This is a genomic window from Blastococcus sp. TML/C7B (assembly GCF_016612845.1).
GTDB lineage: Bacteria > Actinomycetota > Actinomycetes > Mycobacteriales > Geodermatophilaceae > Blastococcus.
Window position 1 is genome coordinate 2561067 of the sequence record NZ_JAEOAA010000001.1, and the last position, 17951, is coordinate 2579017.

General features: G+C 74.2%; 16 protein-coding genes. 10 read left to right on the forward strand and 6 right to left on the reverse strand.

Going from position 1 to position 17951, the window contains the following annotated elements; all coding sequences use genetic code 11:
* The first annotated feature begins 65 nt into the window (after nt 1-65).
* The 10 genes from JKP76_RS12395 (at nt 66) to JKP76_RS12445 (ending at nt 11474) form a co-directional block, all read left to right on the forward strand.
* Nucleotides 66-422, forward strand: coding sequence for a hypothetical protein (locus JKP76_RS12395; RefSeq protein WP_309229771.1), 357 nt, complete (start codon nt 66-68; stop codon nt 420-422).
* Between the two features lie 140 nt (nt 423-562).
* Nucleotides 563-3508: an excinuclease ABC subunit UvrC gene (gene uvrC, locus JKP76_RS12400; protein ID WP_242471285.1), complete on the forward strand. Its 2946-nt coding sequence runs from the start codon at nt 563-565 to the stop codon at nt 3506-3508.
* On the forward strand, nt 3508-4482 hold the full coding sequence (gene yvcK, locus JKP76_RS12410) for a uridine diphosphate-N-acetylglucosamine-binding protein YvcK (RefSeq protein ID WP_200491090.1): 975 nt from the start codon (nt 3508-3510) through the stop codon (nt 4480-4482). Before uvrC ends, yvcK begins: the two co-directional genes overlap by 1 nt.
* A gap of 134 nt (nt 4483-4616) precedes the next feature.
* Nucleotides 4617-5597 carry a DNA-binding protein WhiA gene (gene whiA, locus JKP76_RS12415; protein WP_040340095.1) on the forward strand — a complete coding sequence of 327 codons (981 nt, stop codon included), beginning with the start codon at nt 4617-4619 and terminating at the stop codon, nt 5595-5597.
* 211 nt (nt 5598-5808) lie between these two features.
* Nucleotides 5809-6813 carry a type I glyceraldehyde-3-phosphate dehydrogenase gene (gene gap / locus JKP76_RS12420; protein ID WP_200491091.1) on the forward strand — a complete coding sequence of 335 codons (1005 nt, stop codon included), beginning with the start codon at nt 5809-5811 and terminating at the stop codon, nt 6811-6813.
* The gene (locus tag JKP76_RS12425; protein WP_200491092.1) at nt 6813-8006 is read left to right on the forward strand and encodes a phosphoglycerate kinase; all 1194 of its coding nucleotides are present in this window, start codon (nt 6813-6815) and stop codon (nt 8004-8006) included. The genes gap and JKP76_RS12425 overlap by 1 nt, the downstream gene beginning before the upstream one ends.
* Nucleotides 8007-8020: 14 nt before the next feature.
* On the forward strand, nt 8021-8851 hold the full coding sequence (gene tpiA / locus JKP76_RS12430) for a triose-phosphate isomerase (RefSeq protein ID WP_200491093.1): 831 nt from the start codon (nt 8021-8023) through the stop codon (nt 8849-8851).
* A gap of 50 nt (nt 8852-8901) precedes the next feature.
* Nucleotides 8902-10689 (forward strand): ABC transporter substrate-binding protein, encoded by a 1788-nt coding sequence (locus tag JKP76_RS12435; protein WP_200491094.1) that lies wholly within the window; start codon nt 8902-8904, stop codon nt 10687-10689.
* A 90-nt stretch (nt 10690-10779) separates the two neighbouring features.
* Entirely contained in the window at nt 10780-11013 is a 234-nt protein-coding gene (gene secG, locus JKP76_RS12440; protein WP_097195411.1) for a preprotein translocase subunit SecG, read from the forward strand.
* Between the two features lie 119 nt (nt 11014-11132).
* A complete protein-coding gene (locus JKP76_RS12445; protein ID WP_200491095.1) occupies nt 11133-11474 on the forward strand; it encodes an RNA polymerase-binding protein RbpA in 342 nt (113 codons plus the stop codon).
* A gap of 3 nt (nt 11475-11477) precedes the next feature.
* Here JKP76_RS12445 and JKP76_RS12450 read toward each other — a convergent pair whose 3' ends face one another.
* The 6 genes from JKP76_RS12450 to tal all read right to left on the reverse strand — a co-directional run bounded on the left by JKP76_RS12450 (nt 11478) and on the right by tal (nt 17937).
* The gene (locus JKP76_RS12450) at nt 11478-11672 is read right to left on the reverse strand and encodes a hypothetical protein (protein ID WP_200491096.1); all 195 of its coding nucleotides are present in this window, start codon (nt 11670-11672) and stop codon (nt 11478-11480) included.
* A gap of 110 nt (nt 11673-11782) precedes the next feature.
* Entirely contained in the window at nt 11783-12595 is an 813-nt protein-coding gene (pgl, locus tag JKP76_RS12455) for a 6-phosphogluconolactonase (protein ID WP_200491097.1), read from the reverse strand.
* Nucleotides 12592-13626 (reverse strand): glucose-6-phosphate dehydrogenase assembly protein OpcA, encoded by a 1035-nt coding sequence (locus JKP76_RS12460; RefSeq protein WP_200491098.1) that lies wholly within the window; start codon nt 13624-13626, stop codon nt 12592-12594. The genes pgl and JKP76_RS12460 overlap by 4 nt, the downstream gene beginning before the upstream one ends.
* 64 nt (nt 13627-13690) lie before the next feature.
* Complete coding sequence (gene zwf, locus JKP76_RS12465) at nt 13691-15208, reverse strand: glucose-6-phosphate dehydrogenase (RefSeq protein ID WP_200491099.1); 1518 nt, start codon at nt 15206-15208, stop codon at nt 13691-13693.
* Between the two features lie 3 nt (nt 15209-15211).
* On the reverse strand, nt 15212-16822 hold the full coding sequence (locus JKP76_RS12470) for a glucose-6-phosphate isomerase (RefSeq protein ID WP_200491100.1): 1611 nt from the start codon (nt 16820-16822) through the stop codon (nt 15212-15214).
* Nucleotides 16819-17937 carry a transaldolase gene (tal, locus tag JKP76_RS12475; protein ID WP_200491101.1) on the reverse strand — a complete coding sequence of 373 codons (1119 nt, stop codon included), beginning with the start codon at nt 17935-17937 and terminating at the stop codon, nt 16819-16821. The genes JKP76_RS12470 and tal overlap by 4 nt, the downstream gene beginning before the upstream one ends.
* Nucleotides 17938-17951: the final 14 nt, after the last annotated feature.

Consider the following 17951-nt stretch of genomic DNA (forward strand, 5'->3'; position numbering starts at 1 on the left):
GGCGGCGCCCCGGCGGCGCGGCGCCGCGCACTTGTGATCGTGGTCACTCACGGAGTACCCTCGGTGTGACTGAAGTCACCGAGGGCCGTCAGGCGGCCCACGAGGAGGCCGCGATGAGCGCGCTCACGCCCGACTGCGACCCCGACATGACCCACTGCGGTGAACCGTGGCAGGGCAAGAGCGGTCCGGGGGCCAGCGTCCTGTCCGTCGCCGTGCTGCTCACGATCCTCGGCGTCTCGCTGGCGGTCGTGGCCACGCGGGCCGTCTCCGACGCGTTCGACTACGCCGCCGTCCCGATCGCGCTGCTCGCGGCGGTGTCGCTCGTCCGCCGCCTCGCCCGCTCGGCCGCTCCGCACCTGAAGGCCGCCGTGGCGCGGGTGCCGCGCGGCGTCGCCGTCCGCCGCTCGCAGCCGGTGGGCTGACCGCCGGACCGACTCCCGACCGCCGTCCCGGGGCCCGCCCAGCGGGTCCCGGTTCCCGGCTGCCCGGACCCGGTGTGACTCCTGGGACAGCCAGGCCCCGGCCCCGGCGGCCTGTCACCCCTCCGACCTAACCTGGACGCATGGCCGACCCCTCGACGTACCGCCCGGCGGTCGGCTCGATCCCCGAGAGCCCCGGGGTCTACAAGTTCCGCGACCCGGCCGGCCGGGTCATCTACGTCGGCAAGGCCAAGAGCCTGCGGCAGCGGCTCAACAGCTACTTCGCCGACGTCGCCGGCCTGCACCCGCGCACCCGGCAGATGGTGACGACGGCGTCGGCGGTCGAGTGGACCGTCGTCGGCACCGAGGTCGAGGCCCTCCAGCTCGAGTACAACTGGATCAAGGAGTTCGACCCCCGCTTCAACGTCCGCTACCGCGACGACAAGAGCTACCCGTCGCTGGCGGTGACGCTCAACGAGGAGTTCCCCCGGCTGCAGGTCATGCGCGGGCCCAAGAAGAAGGGCGTCCGGTACTTCGGGCCCTACGCCCACGCCTGGGCCATCCGCGAGACGCTCGACACCCTGACCCGCGTCTTCCCGGCGCGCACCTGCTCCAACGGGGTGTTCAAGCGCGCCGGACAGATCGGCCGCCCCTGCCTGCTCGGCTACATCGGCAAGTGCGCCGCGCCCTGCGTCGGGCGGGTCAGCGCCGAGGAGCACCGGGAGATCGTCGACGACTTCTGCGACTTCATGGCCGGCCGGACCGAGCAGATGATGAAGCGGCTCGAGCGCGAGATGGCCGCGGCGTCGGAGAACCTCGAGTTCGAGAAGGCCGCCCGGTTGCGTGACGACCTCGGTGCGCTGCGCCGGGCCATGGAGAAGCAGGCCGTCGTGCTCGGGGACGGGACCGACGCCGACGTCGTCGCCTTCGCCCAGGACGAGCTCGAGGCGGCCGTGCAGGTCTTCCACGTCCGCGGGGGGCGCGTGCGCGGGCAGCGCGGCTGGATCGTCGACAAGGTCGAGGAGGTCACGACCGGGCAGCTGGTGGAGCAGTTCCTGCTGCAGGTCTACGGCGGCGTGGACGAGCAGACCGGCGTCGGCGAGGCGGGCGAGGCCGTGCCCCGCGAGGTGCTGGTGCCCGAGCTCCCGGACGACGCCGAGGTCTACGTCGAGCTGCTCGAGGAGCTGCGCGGCAGCAAGGTCTCCCTGCGGGTGCCGCAGCGCGGCGACAAGCGCGCGCTCATGGAGACCGTCGAGCGCAACGCCAAGGAGTCCTTCGCCCGGCACCGGGTGAAGCGCTCCAGCGACCTCACCGCGCGCTCCCTGGCGCTGAGCGAGCTGCAGGAGGCGCTCGAGCTGCCGGACGCACCGCTGCGGATCGAGTGCATGGACGTCAGCCACGTCCAGGGCACCAACGTCGTGGCCAGCATGGTGGTCTTCGAGGACGGCCTGGCCAAGAAGTCCGACTACCGCCGGTTCTCCGTCACGAACGGAACCGACGACACGGCGGCGATGGCCGAGGTCGTGCGCCGCCGTTTCGCCCGGCACGTCAAGGACGAGCAGGACCGCCGCGACGAGCAGGGCGTCGCGGCGGAGGAGGGGCGCCCGCGCCGGTTCGCCTACCCGCCCAACCTCCTCGTCGTCGATGGCGGCGCTCCGCAGGTCGCGGCGGCGGCCCGGTCGCTCGAGGAGCTCGGCGTCGTCGACGTCGCGGTCTGCGGGCTGGCCAAGCGGATGGAGGAGGTGTGGCTCCCGGGCGACAGCGACCCGGTGATCCTGCCGCGCACCTCCGAGGCGCTGTACCTGCTGCAGCGGGTGCGGGACGAGGCGCACCGGTTCGCGATCACCTACCACCGGCAGAAGCGGTCCACGACCATGCTGGTCTCCCTGCTCGACGACGTCCCCGGTCTCGGCGAGACCCGGCGAAAGGCGCTGATGAAGGAATTCGGATCGCTGAAGCGGCTGCGCGCCGCGACGGTGGAGGAGCTCATGGCGGTGCCGGGCATCGGCCGGCGGACGGCGGAGGCGGTGCAGGCGGCGATCGCCGAGCCGGCCGACCCCGCGGGTGCGGCCACCGGACGCCGACCCCGCCGTCGAGACGACGACGGCGCCCGCGGGCCCGGCGGAACGGGGCGCGCCCCGGACCGGGTCCGGCCGCACCGCCGAGGTCGGCCGGGTGGCGTCGTGAACGAGGGGAGCGGGCCGGGCCTGGACGGGGCGAGCACCGAGACGCAGCCGCTGGAGGTCGTCGTCGTCACCGGGCTGTCCGGGGCCGGCAAGAACAGCGCGGGCCGGGTGCTCGAGGACCTCGGGTGGTACGTCGTCGACAACCTGCCGCCGGCGCTCCTGCTGCCGATGGTCGAGCTCGGTGCCCGCGGCGACGTGCGGCGCTTCGCCGCCGTCGTCGACGTGCGCAGCCGCGCGTTCACCAGCGACCTGCAGGAGGCCATCCGGCTGCTCTCCGAGGCCGGCCACCGGCCCCGGGTGCTCTACGTGCACGCCCGCGACGAGGTGCTCGTCCGGCGCTACGAGTCGAACCGGCGCGAGCACCCGCTGCAGGGCGGCGGCAGGCTCGTCGACGGCATCACCGCCGAGCGGAACCTGCTCACCGGCATCGCCGGTGAGGCCGACCTGTGGGTGGACACCAGCGACCTCAACGTGCACCAGCTGCGCGCCACCATCGAGAACGCGTTCGCCCGCGAGGGGCAGACGCCGCCGCTCACCGCGACGGTGATGAGCTTCGGCTTCAAGTACGGCGTGCCGCTGGACGCCGACCTCGTGGTCGACGCGCGGTTCCTGCCCAACCCGCACTGGATCCCCGAGCTGCGGCCCTTCACCGGGAAGGATCCCGGCGTCCGGGACTACGTGCTCGGCCAGGAGGACGCCGCGGAGTTCCTCGACCGCTACACCGAGGTGCTGCGGCTGCTGGTGCCCGGCTACCGCCGGGAGGGCAAGCGCTACCTGACGCTGGCGGTCGGCTGCACCGGGGGCAAGCACCGCAGCGTCGCGATCGCCGAGGAGTTCGCCCGCCGGCTCACCGCCGACGGCATCGCCGCGGTCGCCCGCCACCGCGACCTGGGCCGCGAGTAGTGGTCGACGAGCACCCGCCGGGCGGCGGCCGGCCGCTCCGGGCGGTGGCGTTCGGCGGCGGCCACGGGCTGGCCGCCGCTCTGAGCGCGTGGCGGCACCTGACCACCGACGTGACGGCCGTCGTGACCGTCGCCGACGACGGTGGTTCGTCCGGCCGGATCCGCCGGGAGCTGCCGGTCCTCCCGCCCGGAGACCTGCGCATGGCGCTGGCCGCGCTGACGGGGCCGGGGGAGCGCGAGCAGGGCCTGGCCGCGCTGCTGCAGCACCGGCTCGGCGGCACCGGGGGCCTGGCCGGGCACTCGGTGGGCAACCTGCTGCTGACCGGCCTGGTCGAGCTGCACGGCGGGGACACCGTGCGCGCCCTCGACGAGCTGGCCGGTCTGCTGGACGCCCGCGGGCGGGTGCTGCCCATGGCCGACGTGCCGCTGGACCTCGTCGCGCAGGTCGAGCGGATCGACCTCGAGGACCGCACGCGGTCGCGCACCATCCGCGGGCAGGTGGCGATCGCCACCACCCCGGGCCGGGTGCGGCAGATCCGGGTCTCCCCGGACGACCCGCCGGTGCACCCCGCGGTGCTCGACGCGATCGCCGGCGCCGACGTGGTCTCGCTGGGGCCGGGTTCCTGGTACACCTCCGTGCTGCCGCACCTGCTGGTCCCGCAGCTCCGCGCGGCGCTGACCGCGACGGCCGCGAAGGTGGTGGTGGTGCTGAACCTGGAACCGCAGCCCGGTGAGACCGACGGTTTCTCGCCGGAGGAGCATGTGTCCGTGCTGCAGGCGCATCTCGGCGGGGTGCCGTTGCACAGCGTGATCGCCGATGCGGACTCGGTGGTTGACCGCCGTGGTCTCCTGTCTGCGGTGCGTTCGTGCGGTGCCGAGCTCCTGCTGGCGCCGGTAGCGGAACTCGACGGTGCACCCCGGCATGATCCGGGGCGCCTGTCCGCCGCTCTGGCGTCGGTGGTCGGGATCCGCTGAACGGGTAGAGGCTTCCGGCCGGGTATGCCACGCACGGGACCTGGTCGGTACGAGGGGGAAGAGGGGACGCCGCTCATGGCGACAACCCGGGGGACGGCGACGGACGAACCCGTCGCTACGTGGGGGTGGACGACGTGGCGATGACGGCCATGGTGAAGGACGAGCTCTCGAGGGTGGAGTGCACGAAGACCTCCGAGCGCAAGGCGGAGGTCACCGCGCTGCTGCGCTTCTCGGGCGGCCTGCACATCGTCGGCGGCCGGGTGGTCATCGAGGCCGAGCTGGACACCGGCTCGGTGGCCCGGCGGCTCCGGCGGGACATCAGCGAGGTCTACGGCTACACGAGCGGGGTGAGCGTGCTCGCCGGCGGCAACATCCGCCGGGGCGTGCGCTACCTCGTCCGCATCGCCAAGCACGGCGAGGGCCTGGCCCGGCAGACCGGCCTGGTCGACCAGCGCGGCCGGCCCGTCCGGGGTCTGCCGCCGGCGGTGGTCTCGGGCAGCATCAACGACGCCGAGGCGGCCTGGCGGGGCGCGTTCCTCGCCCACGGCTCGCTCACCGAGCCCGGCCGGTCCTCCTCGCTCGAGGTGACCTGCCCCGGCCCGGAGGCCGCCATGGCGCTGGTCGGGGCGGCGCGCCGGCTCGGCATCGCCGCTAAGGCGCGCGAGGTCCGCGGCGCCGACCGGGTCGTCGTCCGGGACGGTGACGCGATCAGCGCGCTGCTCACCCGCATGGGCGCCCACGACGCCGTCATGGCCTGGGAGGAGCGGCGGATGCGCCGCGAGGTCCGGGCCACCGCCAACCGGCTGGCCAACTTCGACGACGCGAACCTGCGCCGGTCGGCGCGGGCGGCCGTCGCGGCCAGCGCCCGCGTGGAGCGCGCCATGGAGATCCTCGCCGGGGACGCCCCCGAGCACCTGCTCGTCGCCGGCCGGCTGCGGCTGGAGTTCGGCCAGGCGTCGCTGGAGGAGCTCGGCCAGCGGGCCGATCCGCCGATGACCAAGGACGCCGTCGCCGGGCGCATCCGCCGGCTGCTGGCGATGGCCGACAAGCGCGCCAAGGACCTCGGCATCCCGGACACCGAGTCCGTCGTCACCGACGACATGCTCACCCAGTAGCGGCACCCGCTCCCGCGCTCCGACCAGATCGCCGATCTCGCACGCTTCCCCGCCCGGAACCGTGCGAGATCGGCGATCTCGCCGTTCCGGGTGGTTTGGCGAGCGACCGTGAGACGCCCGGATCCGGGGCCGCTAGGGTTTGGCGGAGCGAGGTCGCGCGGCGCGCGCGACCCGGTGGCGCGGCAACGCGAACTCGACGTGGAGGTCTGCAGTGACGGTCCGGGTAGGCATCAACGGATTCGGCCGGATCGGCCGCAACTTCTGGCGGGCCGCCGCGGCCAGCGGCCAGGACATCGAGATCGTGGCGGTGAACGACCTCACCAGCAACGAGGCGCTCGCCCACCTGCTCAAGTACGACAGCATCCTGGGCCGCCTCGGCCGGGACGTCGAGGCCTCCGCCGAGGGCATCACCATCGGCGGCAAGCAGATGAAGGTGCTCTCCGAGCGCGACCCGGCCAACCTGCCCTGGGCCGACCTGGGTGTCGACGTCGTCGTCGAGTCCACCGGCTTCTTCACCAAGGCCGCCGACGCGCGCAAGCACGTCGACGCGGGTGGCGCCAAGAAGGTCATCATCTCCGCGCCGGCCACCGACGACGACATCACGATCGTCATGGGTGTCAACGACGAGCTCTACGACGGCTCGCAGACCGTCATCAGCAACGCGTCCTGCACCACGAACTGCCTGGCCCCGCTGGCCAAGGTCCTCAACGACGCGTTCGGCATCGAGCGCGGTCTGATGACCACGATCCACGCCTACACCGCCGACCAGAACCTGCAGGACGGCCCGCACAAGGACCTGCGCCGCGCGCGCGGTGCCGCGCTCAACATGGTGCCGACCTCCACCGGTGCCGCGAAGGCCATCGGCCTGGTCCTGCCCGAGCTCAAGGGCAAGCTGGACGGCTACGCCATCCGCGTCCCGGTCCCGACCGGCTCGGCCACCGACCTCACGGTGCAGCTGAAGAACGAGGCGACCGCCGACGACATCGACGCCGCCTACCGCGAGGCCGCGGCCGGCCCGCTCGGCAAGTACCTGACCTACACCCGCGACGAGATCGTCTCCTCGGACATCGTCACCGACCCGTCGTCGTGCATCTACGACGCCAAGCTCACCAAGGTCTTCGGCCCGATGGCCAAGGTGCTGGGCTGGTACGACAACGAGTGGGGCTACTCCAACCGCCTCGTCGACCTCACCGCGCTGGTGGGCTCGAAGCTCTGATGCGTTCCGTCGACGACCTCATCGCCGAGGGCGTCTCCGGTCGGCGCGTGCTCCTGCGCGCCGACCTGAACGTCCCGCTGGACAAGCAGACCTGCGAGATCACCGACGACGGCCGCATCCGCGCGAGCCTGCCCACGCTGCAGGCGCTGCGTGACGCCGGCGCCCGGGTGGTCGTGGCCGCGCACCTCGGCCGGCCCAAGGGCACCCCGGACCCGCAGTTCTCCCTCGCGCCCGTCGCGGCGCGGCTGGGCGAGCTGCTGGGGACGACGGTGCCGCTGGCCGCCGACGTCGCCGGCGACGACGCCCGCGCCAAGGCCGGTGCGCTGGCCGACGGCGAGGTGCTGCTGCTGGAGAACGTCCGCTTCGAGGCCGCCGAGACGTCCAAGGACGACGCCGAGCGGGGCGAGCTGGCCGACCGGTTCGCCGCGCTGGCCGACGTCTACGTCGACGACGCGTTCGGTGCCGTGCACCGCAAGCACGCCTCGGTGTTCGACGTCGCCCAGCGGCTGCCGCACGCGGCCGGCCGGCTGGTCGCCCGCGAGCTCGAGGTGCTCACCCGCCTGACCACCGACCCCGAGCGGCCCTACGTGGTCGTCCTCGGTGGCTCGAAGGTCAGCGACAAGCTGGCGGTCATCGAGGCGCTGCTGCCCAAGGTGGACCGACTGCTGGTCGGCGGCGGGATGTGCTTCACCTTCCTCGCCGCGCAGGGCCACGGGGTGGGCAGCTCGCTGCTCGAGGCCGACCAGGTCGAGACCTGCCGCCGGCTGCTCGCCGCGGCCGGCGACCGGATCGTGCTGCCGGTCGACGTCGTCACCGCCACGGCGTTCAGCGCCGACGCGGAGACCGGCGTCGTCCCGGTCGACCAGATCCCCGACGGGCTCATGGGCCTGGACGTCGGCCCGCGGACCGTCGAGGTGTTCGGCACCGAGCTCGGCGCCGCGCGCACCGTCTTCTGGAACGGCCCCATGGGCGTGTTCGAGCTGGCCCCCTTCCAGGCGGGCACCCGCGGCGTGGCGCAGGCCGTCGCCGCCGTGGACGGCCTGTCCGTGGTCGGCGGTGGCGACTCCGCCGCCGCGGTGCGGCAGCTCGGCCTGGACGAGGCCGCCTACGGCCACATCAGCACCGGCGGCGGCGCGTCGCTGGAGTACCTCGAGGGCCGGGAGCTGCCCGGCCTCGCGGTGCTCACCGACTGAGCGGGGATCCACGCATGGCACGCACCCAGCAGCCCCCGGCCCGCACCGGCCGCCGGCCGCTCATCGCCGGCAACTGGAAGATGCACCTGACGCACCTGGAGGCCATCGGCCTGGTGCAGAAGGTCGCCTTCTCGCTGAAGCTGGCCGAGCTCGAGGCGGCCGAGGTGGTCGTCGTCCCGCCGTTCACCGCGCTGCGCAGCGTCCAGACGCTGGTGGCCGGCGACAAGCTGGCCATCGGCTACGGCGCGCAGGACGTGTCGGCGCAGGACTCCGGCGCCTACACCGGCGAGGTCAGCGGCGCGATGCTCAACGCGCTCGCGTGCACCTACGCCGTCGTCGGCCACTCCGAGCGGCGGGCGTACCACGCCGAGACCGACGAGGTCGTGGCCGCGAAGGTCCGCGCCGCCCTGCGCCACGGGCTGGTGCCGATCCTGTGCGTGGGGGAGGGGCTGGAGGTCCGCAAGGCCGGCCAGCACGTCGCGCACTGCACCGCCCAGCTCGACGCCGCGCTCGACGGGCTGACCGCCGAGCAGGTCGCCGGGGAGCCCGGCGCCGGGGGCGGCGTCGTCGTCGCCTACGAGCCGGTGTGGGCCATCGGCACCGGCGAGGTCGCCACCCCCGAGGACGCGCAGGAGGTGTGCGGCGCACTCCGGGCGCGGCTCGCCGAGCGGTTCGGACAGGAGACGGCCGCTGCCGTCCGTATCCTCTACGGCGGGTCGGTGAAGGCCGCCAACACGGCCGGCATCCTGGCCGGGCCGGACGTCGACGGTGCCCTCGTCGGCGGGGCGAGCCTGGACGCCGACGAGTTCGCACAGATCTGCAGGAGCGCCGCCGAGGCCAGCTGAGTCGTTGCTGGCCGCCGCCGGCGCACGACCCGGGGGCGGAACAGCACGTCGTGAACGAGACGCTCGAACGGCTCAGCCGGCGCCTGCCGTCCTGGGCGCAGGGGCGGCAGGGGCGGCTGGTCCTCGCGGTCACCGCCCTCGTCGTCGTCGTGCTGGTGCTGGCCGTCAGCTGCCTCGGCGGTGCCGGCGGCCGCACCGACGTCCCCGTCGTGGAGGCCTCGGCAGACGGCGGGATCGACGGCGTGCGCGCACCGTCGGAGACGACCGGCGGCACCCTGCGCGTGGTGGCCGGCGAGGTCGACAGCCTCGACCCGCAGCGCTCCTACAAGCCGGGCGTCTGGAACCTGATGCGGCTCTACACCCGCACGCTGGTCACCTACTCCTCCGAGCCCGGCCGAACCGACGAGCTCGTGCCCGACCTGGCCACGGACCTGGGCACGCCGTCCGAGGACGGGTTGAGCTGGACGTTCACCCTCCGCGAGGGCGTCAGGTTCGAGAACGGCCGGGCGATCACCGCGCACGACGTGAAGTACGGCATCGAGCGGTCCTTCGCCGCCGAGGTCATCGTCGGCGGCCCCACCTACGTCGTCGACCTGCTGGACGACCGCGCCAACCCCTACGCCGGCCCGTACCAGGACGAGGCGCCCGACCGGCTGGGCCTGGCCTCGGTGGAGACGCCGGACGAGCGGACGATCGTCTTCCGGCTGCGCGCCGCCTCGGCCCAGCTGCCCTACGTGCTGGCGCTGCCCTCGAGCAGCCCGGTGCCCGCGGAGGCCGACACGGGCGGGGACTACGGCATCGACCCGGTCTCCTCGGGGCCCTACGCGATCACCTCCGTCGACGTCGCCACCGGCATCCAGCTCGACCGCAACCCCGAGTGGGACCCCGCCACCGACGCCGTCCGCACCGCCCTGCCCGACCGGGTGGTCGTCCGCACCGGGCTGTCCGGGGTGGAGCGCGACCAGGCGCTCCTGGCCGGTTCCGCCGACGTCGACATCGCCGGGTCCGGCGTGCAGGCGCCCACCACCGCCCGGCTGGAGGGGGACGGCGGCGAGGAGCTGCGCACCCGGGTGGACGACGTCACCAGCGGCGCGCTGCGGCTGCTCGCCATCCCCACCGACGTGGCCCCGTTCGGGAGCAGCGCCTGCCGGGCGGCGGTGGCGGCGGCGATCGACCGGCGGGCGGTGCAGGAGGCGCTGTCAGTCGGAGGGCAGACCGTGCGCACCTCCCGGCTGTGGACGCGGGCGCTGGGCGGCGGGCCGGAGGACCCCGACCCCGCACCCGACCTGGACGCCGCGCGCCGCCACCTCGAGGAGTGCGGGGTGCCCGACGGCTTCGCCACGGTGCTCGCCGTACCCGACGCCCGCGCCAGCGTGCAGGTTGCCGAAGCGGTCGCCGAGCAGCTCGGCGCCGTCGGCATCGAGGTGGAGGTCCGCCCGCTGGACGCGGCCGGCTTCTACGCCACCGACGTGGGCAACCCCGACAGCGTGGCCGCCAGCGGCTACGGGCTGGTGCTGGCCACCTCGACGCCGGACTTCCCGACCCCGGCGTCGCTGCTGGTGCCGCTGGTGGACGGCCGCAGCATCCGGCAGGTCGGCAACACCAACTACGCCCGGCTGGCCGACCAGGGGATCAACGAGCTGATCGACAGGGCCTTCGCCGCCGGCGCGGGAGCCCGGGAGGAGTGGCTCGCGGTGGCCGCCGCGGCCGAGGGGACCGCCGCCTACGTGCCGCTGGCGGAGGCCCGGGTGCAGCTGCTCGCCGGGCAGCGGCTGCGCAACGGCGTGGTGATGCGGCCCTACACCGGCTACGACCTGGCGACGGCCGGCGTCCGCTGACCGCGGCGTGCCGGGACAGCGGCGGGCGTCGGTTAGGCTCGGGGACGAGAACCGGTGCCCCGCGCCGGTCACGAGCCTGGAGAGGTCTTGATGGAGGTCGTCCTGAACGTGCTGCTGGTCCTCACCAGCACGCTGCTCGTGGTGCTGATCCTGCTGCACCGCGGCAAGGGTGGCGGCCTGTCCTCGATGTTCGGCGGTGCCGCGTCCGCGTCGCTCTCCGGCTCCTCGGTCGTGGAGAAGAACCTCAACCGGCTGACCATCTTCACCGCGCTGATCTGGACCGTCTGCATCGTCGGGCTGGGCCTGCTCGTCAAGGTCGGCTGACGACCCCCACCTCCCCGCAGATCGCGCGCGAAACGTGATCAGGAATGGGCGCGCCAGGCTCTAGACTTCGGCCGCTGTGGTGATCTGCCACATGTCGGGTCGGAGATCAGGGGGCGCTCGTGGCTGGTGGCAACGCGATCCGCGGCAGCAGGGTCGGTGCAGGGCCGATGGGTGAGGCGGAGCGCGGCGAGGCCGCCCCTCGTCTCCGGCGGCCGTACTGGTGCGCGAACGGGCACGAGACCCGGATCGCCTTCGCCAGCGACGCCGACGTCCCCGAGCTGTGGGACTGCCCGCGCTGCGGTCTCCCCGCGGGTCAGGACCAGGGCAACCCGCCGCCGGCTCCGCGCACCGAGCCGTACAAGACCCACCTGGCCTACGTGCGCGAGCGCCGCAGCGACGCCGACGGGGACGCGCTCCTCGAGGAGGCGCTCAGCCGCCTCCGCGCCCGCCGCGGCGCCTGAGCCTCATGCGCTGATCTGCCCGTCCCGGGTGCGCCAGCTCGCGGTCGCCACGTCCCAGTAGTGGTGCCGCGGGCGGGCGCGGAACGGCCGCCCGGGTCCGGAGGTGAAGGCGTCACCCTGCGGCACGGCGTCGTCGGGGGACGCAGCGCGCGGAGCCGGCAGCACCGGGGCGGTGGTCCGGCGTTCGAGAACGCTCATGGCCGCAGGATGAGCCGCCGCTGCCCGGCGCGACAGGGTCCCCGGGCGCGGTGCCGCACGGGCCCCGGCCCGCCGTCACCCGCTGCAGCGCTACGACACCCGCTGCAGCGTCAGGAGCGCGCGGGCAGCCCGCTCGCGGCGGCGGCGTCGAGCAGCCACCGCGTGGCCCGGGTGCCGTGCACACCCGCCGCCGGCAGGTCCCTCGGCTCCGCGCCGGACAGCGCGCGGGCGACGGCCTCGGCCTTGCCCTCACCGGCGACGACGACCCACACCTCGTCGGCGGCACCGATCGCGCCGAAGCCGAGGCTGACCCGGGTCGGCGGCGGCTTGGGGCAGTCGCGGACGGCGAACACCGGGCGCTCGTCGTCGACCGCGGGGGAGTCGGGGAAGATCGAGGCGACGTGGCCCTCGGGGCCCATGCCCAGCAGCAGCACGTCGAAGCGGGGGACGGCTCCGTCATCGCCGGCCGCGGCGGCCAGCTCCCCGGCGTACCAGGCGGCGGCGTCCTCGGGCTCGGCGAACTGCCCGTCCGACGGCGGCATCGCGTGCACCCGCGCCGGGTCCACCCCGACGGCGTCGAGCAGCGCGCGCCGGGCGGCCTTCTCGTTGCGCTCGTCGTCGTCGGCGGGGACGAAGCGCTCGTCGCCCCACCACACGTCGACCTGCCCCCAGTCCACGGTCTCGCGCACCGGCTCGGCAGCCAGGCCGGCCACGTGCTCGAGGACGGCGATGCCGATCGACCCGCCGGTCAGCACCACCGATGCGGTGCCGCGCAGCACCTGGGCGGCGGCGAGCCGGGCGACCAGCGCCTCGGCGACGCTGCGCGCCAGCCGGTCGGCGTCGGGCTCGATGACGACGTCCGGCACGGGGCGCCGGGTGCCGGGCAGCCGCGCGGCGGCCTCGTCGCCGGGGGAGAGGCTCACGACCTGCTCCCCTGCGCCGCGGCACCGTCCCGGTCGTCGTCCTCGGAGGGGTCGAACCAGACGTGCTCGCGCTCGGGGGACCGCTCGGTGAGCCCGCTGAGCCCGCACGCGGTCTCGAGTGCGTCGCTGTAGGGCTCGTCGGGGTCGAGCCGGCGCAGCTCCTCGCTGAGCAGGTCGCCCAGGGCGCGTGCGGGCAGTGCGACCGTCCCGTCGGGCCGGTTGGGCTGGGAGATGACCGCGCCGCCGCGGTGGTCGGCGGTCACCCGCACCTCCTCGTCCTGGTCCAGCCGCAGCACGACCGACTCGACGCCGCTGGGGCCGGCGTCCCGGTTGCCCTCGACGACCTCGATGGCGCAGCCGCACCGGGAGGAGATCCACCCGGCGAGCAGCTGCGCGGTGGCGTTGTGCGGATCGCCCTCGACCCGGCCGCCGGTGATGCGGACGGCGTCGCCGCGGCGGCCGGCCACCGAATCGACGGTGGAGGCGAGGATCGCCCGCCAGGCGGTGCTGCGGGTCCAGGTGAGGTCGGTGTCGCCCGGGACGTAGTCCTCGCCGCGGGTGCGCAGCGCGGCGCGCGGGTCGGCGGCCAGCGAGCTGTCGGTGATCCGGCGGTCGGCGAAGACCGCCAGCGCGTCGGTGGCCAGCTGGTCCGGCGGCGGCCCGTGCCACCACGCGACGACGGGGGCGTCGGCGGCCAGCAGCGGGAGGACGACGGACTCCGAGTGCAGGGCCAGCCGGCCGTACATGCGCAGCACGACCGCCTCACCGGGCCCGAGCCGCCCGCCGATCTGCACCTCGGCGTCCAGCCGCGGCACGGGCGCCTCGATCTGCCGGCGGACCACGATGAGCACCCGGCAGGGGTGCATCTCCGCGGCGTAGGTGGCGGCCTCCTCGGCCTCGGCGACGCGGGCCTCGTCCGCGACGACGACGAGGGTGAGCGCCACCCCGGAGAGGACGGCGCCCCCGGTCCGCCGCTGGGCCGCCAGCTCCTTGACCACCGCCGAGCCGGTGGTGTCCCACAGCGTCGTCACGGTCGCTCCTCTGCTCGCGGTGCCGCGGACGGACAGAAATGGCCATTTCTGCTCTGGAGGCGGGTCACGGTCGCCGCCACTGGCGGTTCTCGGCGGCGAGCATCTCGTCGGCCGCGCGTGGCCCCCACTCGCCGGCGCGGTAGGGCGCCGGCTCGGTGCCGGCCCAGAACTCCTCGAGCGGGTCGATCACCGCCCAGGAGGCCTCCACCTCGGCGTTGCGGGGGAAGAGCGTGGCGTCGCCCAGCAGCACGTCGAGGAGCAGCCGCTCGTAGGCCTCGGGGGAGGTCTCGGTGAACTGCTCGCCGTAGAGGAAGTCCATCGAGACGTCGCGGACCTCCATGACGCTGCCCGGCACCTTCGACCCGAACTTGAGGGTGACCCCCTCGTCCGGTTGCACCCGCACGACCAGCTGGTTGTTGCCCAGCTCCTCGGTGTCGGTGTCGGCGAAGGGCAGGTGCGGCGCACGCTTGAACACCAGCGCGATCTCGGTGACCCGGCGGGGCAGCCGCTTGCCGGTGCGCAGGTAGAACGGCACCCCGGCCCACCGCCGGGTCTCGACGCCGAGCCGGACGGCCGCATAGGTCTCGGTGGTCGACGCGGGGTCGACGCCCTCCTCCTGGCGGTAGCCGTTGGCCCGCTCGCCGGCGAGCCAGCCCTGCTCGTACTGCCCGCGGACGGCGAAGGTCTGCAGGTCGTCCGGGAGCGAGATGGCCCGCAGCACCTTGAGCTTCTCGATGCGGATCTGCTCGGCGGAGAACTCGACCGGCTCCTCCATGGCGGTGAGCGCCAGCAGCTGGAGCAGGTGGTTCTGCAGCACGTCCCGGGCGGCGCCGGTCTCCTCGTAGAAGCCCGCGCGGCCGCCGATGCCGACGTCCTCGGCCATGGTGATCTGCACCGAGTCGACGTGGTGGCCGTTCCAGACCGGCTCGAACAGGGTGTTGGCGAACCGCAGCGCCATCAGGTTCTGGACGGTCTCCTTGCCCAGGTAGTGGTCGATGCGGAAGACGTCGTCGGCGCTGAACACCGAGTCGACCAGCTCGTTGAGCTTCCGGCTCGAGGGCAGGTCGGTGCCGAACGGCTTCTCGACGACGACGCGGCGCCAGCGGTCGGGGGTGCTGTCGGCCATCCCGGTGCGCTGCATCTGCTTGAGCACGGTCGGGAACATCGCCGGCGGGATGGAAAGGTAGAACGCGGCGTTGCCACCGATGCCGTGGCTGCCCTCCAGCTCCGATAGCGCGCCGGCCAGCTGGTCGAAGGCGTCGTCGTCGTCGAACGAGCCCTGCACGAACCGGACGCTGCCGGCCAGCCGCTCCCACACCTCCTCCCGCCACGGGGTGCGGGCGTGCGTGCGGGCCGACTCGCGGGCAAGGTCGGCGAACTCGGTGTCTCCCCAGTCGCGGCGGGCGAACCCGAGCAGCGCGAAGTTGGTCGGCAGCAGCCCCCGGTTGGCGAGGTCGTAGACCGCCGGCAGCAGCTTCTTGCGGGCGAGGTCGCCGGTGATGCCGAAGACCACGAGGGCGCAGGGTTCGGGGACCCGCGGCAGCCGCCGGTCCCGGGGGTCGCGCAGCGGGTTGGGGATCATCGCTCAGGCCAGCGCCGCGAGCAGCTGTCCGATGCCCGCCGCCCGGTCGGTCAGGTGCAGGTGCAGCAGCGGGCGCCCGCGGTCGGCGAGGGCCTTGCGGTCCCCGGCGGCCTGCGCGGCCTGGAGGCCGCCGAAGGTGAACGGCCGGTCGGGCACCGGGAGGTCGGTCCCGATCTCCGCGGTGATCTGCAGGTACGCGCCCTGCTGCGGACCGCCCTTGTGGTACTGGCCGGTGGAGTGCAGGAACCGGGGGCCCCAGCCGAAGGTGACCGCGCGACCGGACCGGGCGGCCAGCGCCGAGCGCAGGTTCCCGGCGCTGGCGTCGGCCAGCCGGTCCAGGTAGGCCATGACCGCCAGGTAGCCGTGCTCGGGGACCGCGGCCAGCAGCGCGTCGAGGCCCAGCGCCACGCCGTCGTGCGAGCTCAGGTCGACGCCGTCGAGCACGCCGCCGCTGCCGCGCAGCTCGATCGCGCCGATCGTCGCCAGCGGGGGCTCGTCCGGCAGCCCCGAGTCGAGGATCGCGTTGGTGTTCTCCTTGGACTCGGTCACGTTCGGCTGGTCGAACGGGTTGATGCCCAGCACCCGGCCGGCGACGGCGGTGGCGTACTCCCAGCCGAGGAACTGCGCGCCCAGCGGGCCGGTGACGCCGAGCGAGGGCTCGGCGTCCGGGCTCCCGGCGCCGACGACGGCGAGCACGGTGTCCGCGGCGACGGCCCCGGGGGCGGTGGGGGACTCGAGGACGACGGGCAGGATGCCGCGGCCCTCCTTGCCGGTGGACTCGGCGATGAGCTGCTCGGCCCAGTCGCCGAAGCCCTCGATCGCGGTGCCCGAGCCGGCCGGGGCGTCGGCCAGCGCCAGCTTGTCGCGGCCCTGCACGGCGGCGGCGCCCAGGACGGCGCCGAGCTCGAAGGCCGGGTTGCCCGGCTCCGCGAGGTGCTCGGCCAGCTCCTCGGCCTCGTCGAGCAGGGCGCCGACGTCCGCGCCGGCCAGCGCCGAGGGCACCAGCCCGAAGGCCGACAGCGCGCTGTACCGGCCGCCGACGGTCGGGTCGGCGAGGAAGACGGCGCGGGCACCCATGTCGGCGGCGGTCTCCGACAGCGGCGAGCCCGGGTCGGTGACGACGACGAAGCGTCGGCCGGTCTCCTTCTCGTCGAGGCCCGCCTCGGCGAACGCCGCCTGGAAGGCGCGCCGCTGGCTGTCGGTCTCGACGGTGCCGCCGGACTTCGAGCTGACCACGACGACGGTGCGGTCGAGGTCGGTCATCGCCGCCGCGACCTGGCCCGGGTCGGTGGTGTCCAGCACGACCAGGGGCACGCCCGCGGTCCGGCAGATGACCTCGGGCGCGAGCGAGGAGCCGCCCATGCCGCACAGCACGATCCGGTCCAGGCCCTCGTCCTGCAGCTGCGCGCGCAGCTCGGCGAGCTGCGCGACCAGCGAGCGCGAGGAGCTGGGCAGGTCCAGCCAGCCCAGCCGGACCGCGGCCTCGCTCTCGGCGTCGGGGCCCCACAGGGTGGCGTCCTTGCGGGCCAGCCGTGCGGCGACGTCGTCCCCGGTCAGCGTGCCGCGGACGTCGTCCGGCACCTGGAGGCCCCGGACATCGACTCCGAAACTCACTTCTTGTCCTCCAGCTGGGTGCGCACCGAGTCGGTCAGGTCGTCCCAGGAGTCGACGAACTTCTGCACGCCCTCGTCCTCGAGCACCCGGAACACGTCGTCCAGGTCGACACCGGCGTCGGCCACGGCCTGCATGACCTCGGTGGCCTCGTCGTAGGCCTTCTGCACCGGGGTGCCGGGCTCGCCGTGGTCGGCGTAGGCCATGAGCGTCTTCTCCGGCATGGTGTTGACCGTGCCGGGGGCGATGAGCTCGCTGATGTAGAGCGTGTCCGGCAGCTCGGGGTTCTTGACGCCGGTGGAGGCCCACAGCGGGCGCTGCGGCCGGGCGCCCTTCGCCTCGAGGGCCTTCCAGCGGTCGGAGGAGAAGACCTCCTCGTAGGCCTGGTAGGCGAGCTGGGCGTTGGCGACCCCGGCCCTGCTCTTCAGCCCCTTGACGAGCGCCGGGTCGGCGTCCGATGAATCCAGCCGCTTGTCGATCTCGGTGTCCACGCGGGACACGAAGAACGAGGCCACCGAGGCGATGCCCGAGAGGTCGGCGTCCGGGTCCTCGGCGAGCCGGTCCTCGAGGCCGGACAGGTACGCGTCCATGACCTTGCGATATCGGTCGGGGCTGAAGATCAGCGTGACGTTGACGCTGATGCCCTTGGCGATCGAGGTATGGATGGCCGGGAGGCCGGCCTCGGTCGCCGGGATCTTGATGAACAGGTTCGGCCGGTCCACCAGCCACCACAGGTGCGCGGCCTCGGCCGCCGTGGCGTCGGTGTCGTGGGCCAGGCCCGGCGCGACCTCCAGGGACACCCGGCCGTCGCCGGGCTGCCGGTCGGCGACCGGCCGGAGCAGGTCGCAGGCGTCCCGGACGTCGGCGGCGGTGATCGTGCGCAGCGCCTCCTCGACGCTCACCTGCCGCACGGCCAGCGCGTGCAGCTGGTCGTCGTAGGACTCCGACCCGCTGATCGCCGCGGCGAAGATCGTCGGGTTGGTGGTGACGCCCACGACGGAGTGCTCGTCGACCAGCGACTGCAGGTTGCCGCTGCGGATGCGGTCACGGGACAGGTCGTCGAGCCAGACTGCGACCCCGGCGGAGCTCAGCTCGGCCAGCTTCTCGTTCTGCGCCATGACGGGACCTCTCG

Bases quoted from the DNA above. Each gene is read 5' to 3' on its own strand.
- uvrC (WP_242471285.1), top strand. From the start codon at position 563: ATGGCCGACCCCTCGACGTACCGCCCGGCGGTCGGCTCGATCCCCGAG.
- JKP76_RS12425 (WP_200491092.1), top strand. From the start codon at position 6,813: ATGCGTTCCGTCGACGACCTCATCGCCGAGGGCGTCTCCGGTCGGCGC.
- zwf (WP_200491099.1), bottom strand. From the start codon at position 15,208: ATGATCCCCAACCCGCTGCGCGACCCCCGGGACCGGCGGCTGCCGCGG.
- JKP76_RS12450 (WP_200491096.1), bottom strand. From the start codon at position 11,672: ATGAGCGTTCTCGAACGCCGGACCACCGCCCCGGTGCTGCCGGCTCCG.
- secG (WP_097195411.1), top strand. From the start codon at position 10,780: ATGGAGGTCGTCCTGAACGTGCTGCTGGTCCTCACCAGCACGCTGCTC.
- tal (WP_200491101.1), bottom strand. From the start codon at position 17,937: ATGGCGCAGAACGAGAAGCTGGCCGAGCTGAGCTCCGCCGGGGTCGCA.
- tpiA (WP_200491093.1), top strand. From the start codon at position 8,021: ATGGCACGCACCCAGCAGCCCCCGGCCCGCACCGGCCGCCGGCCGCTC.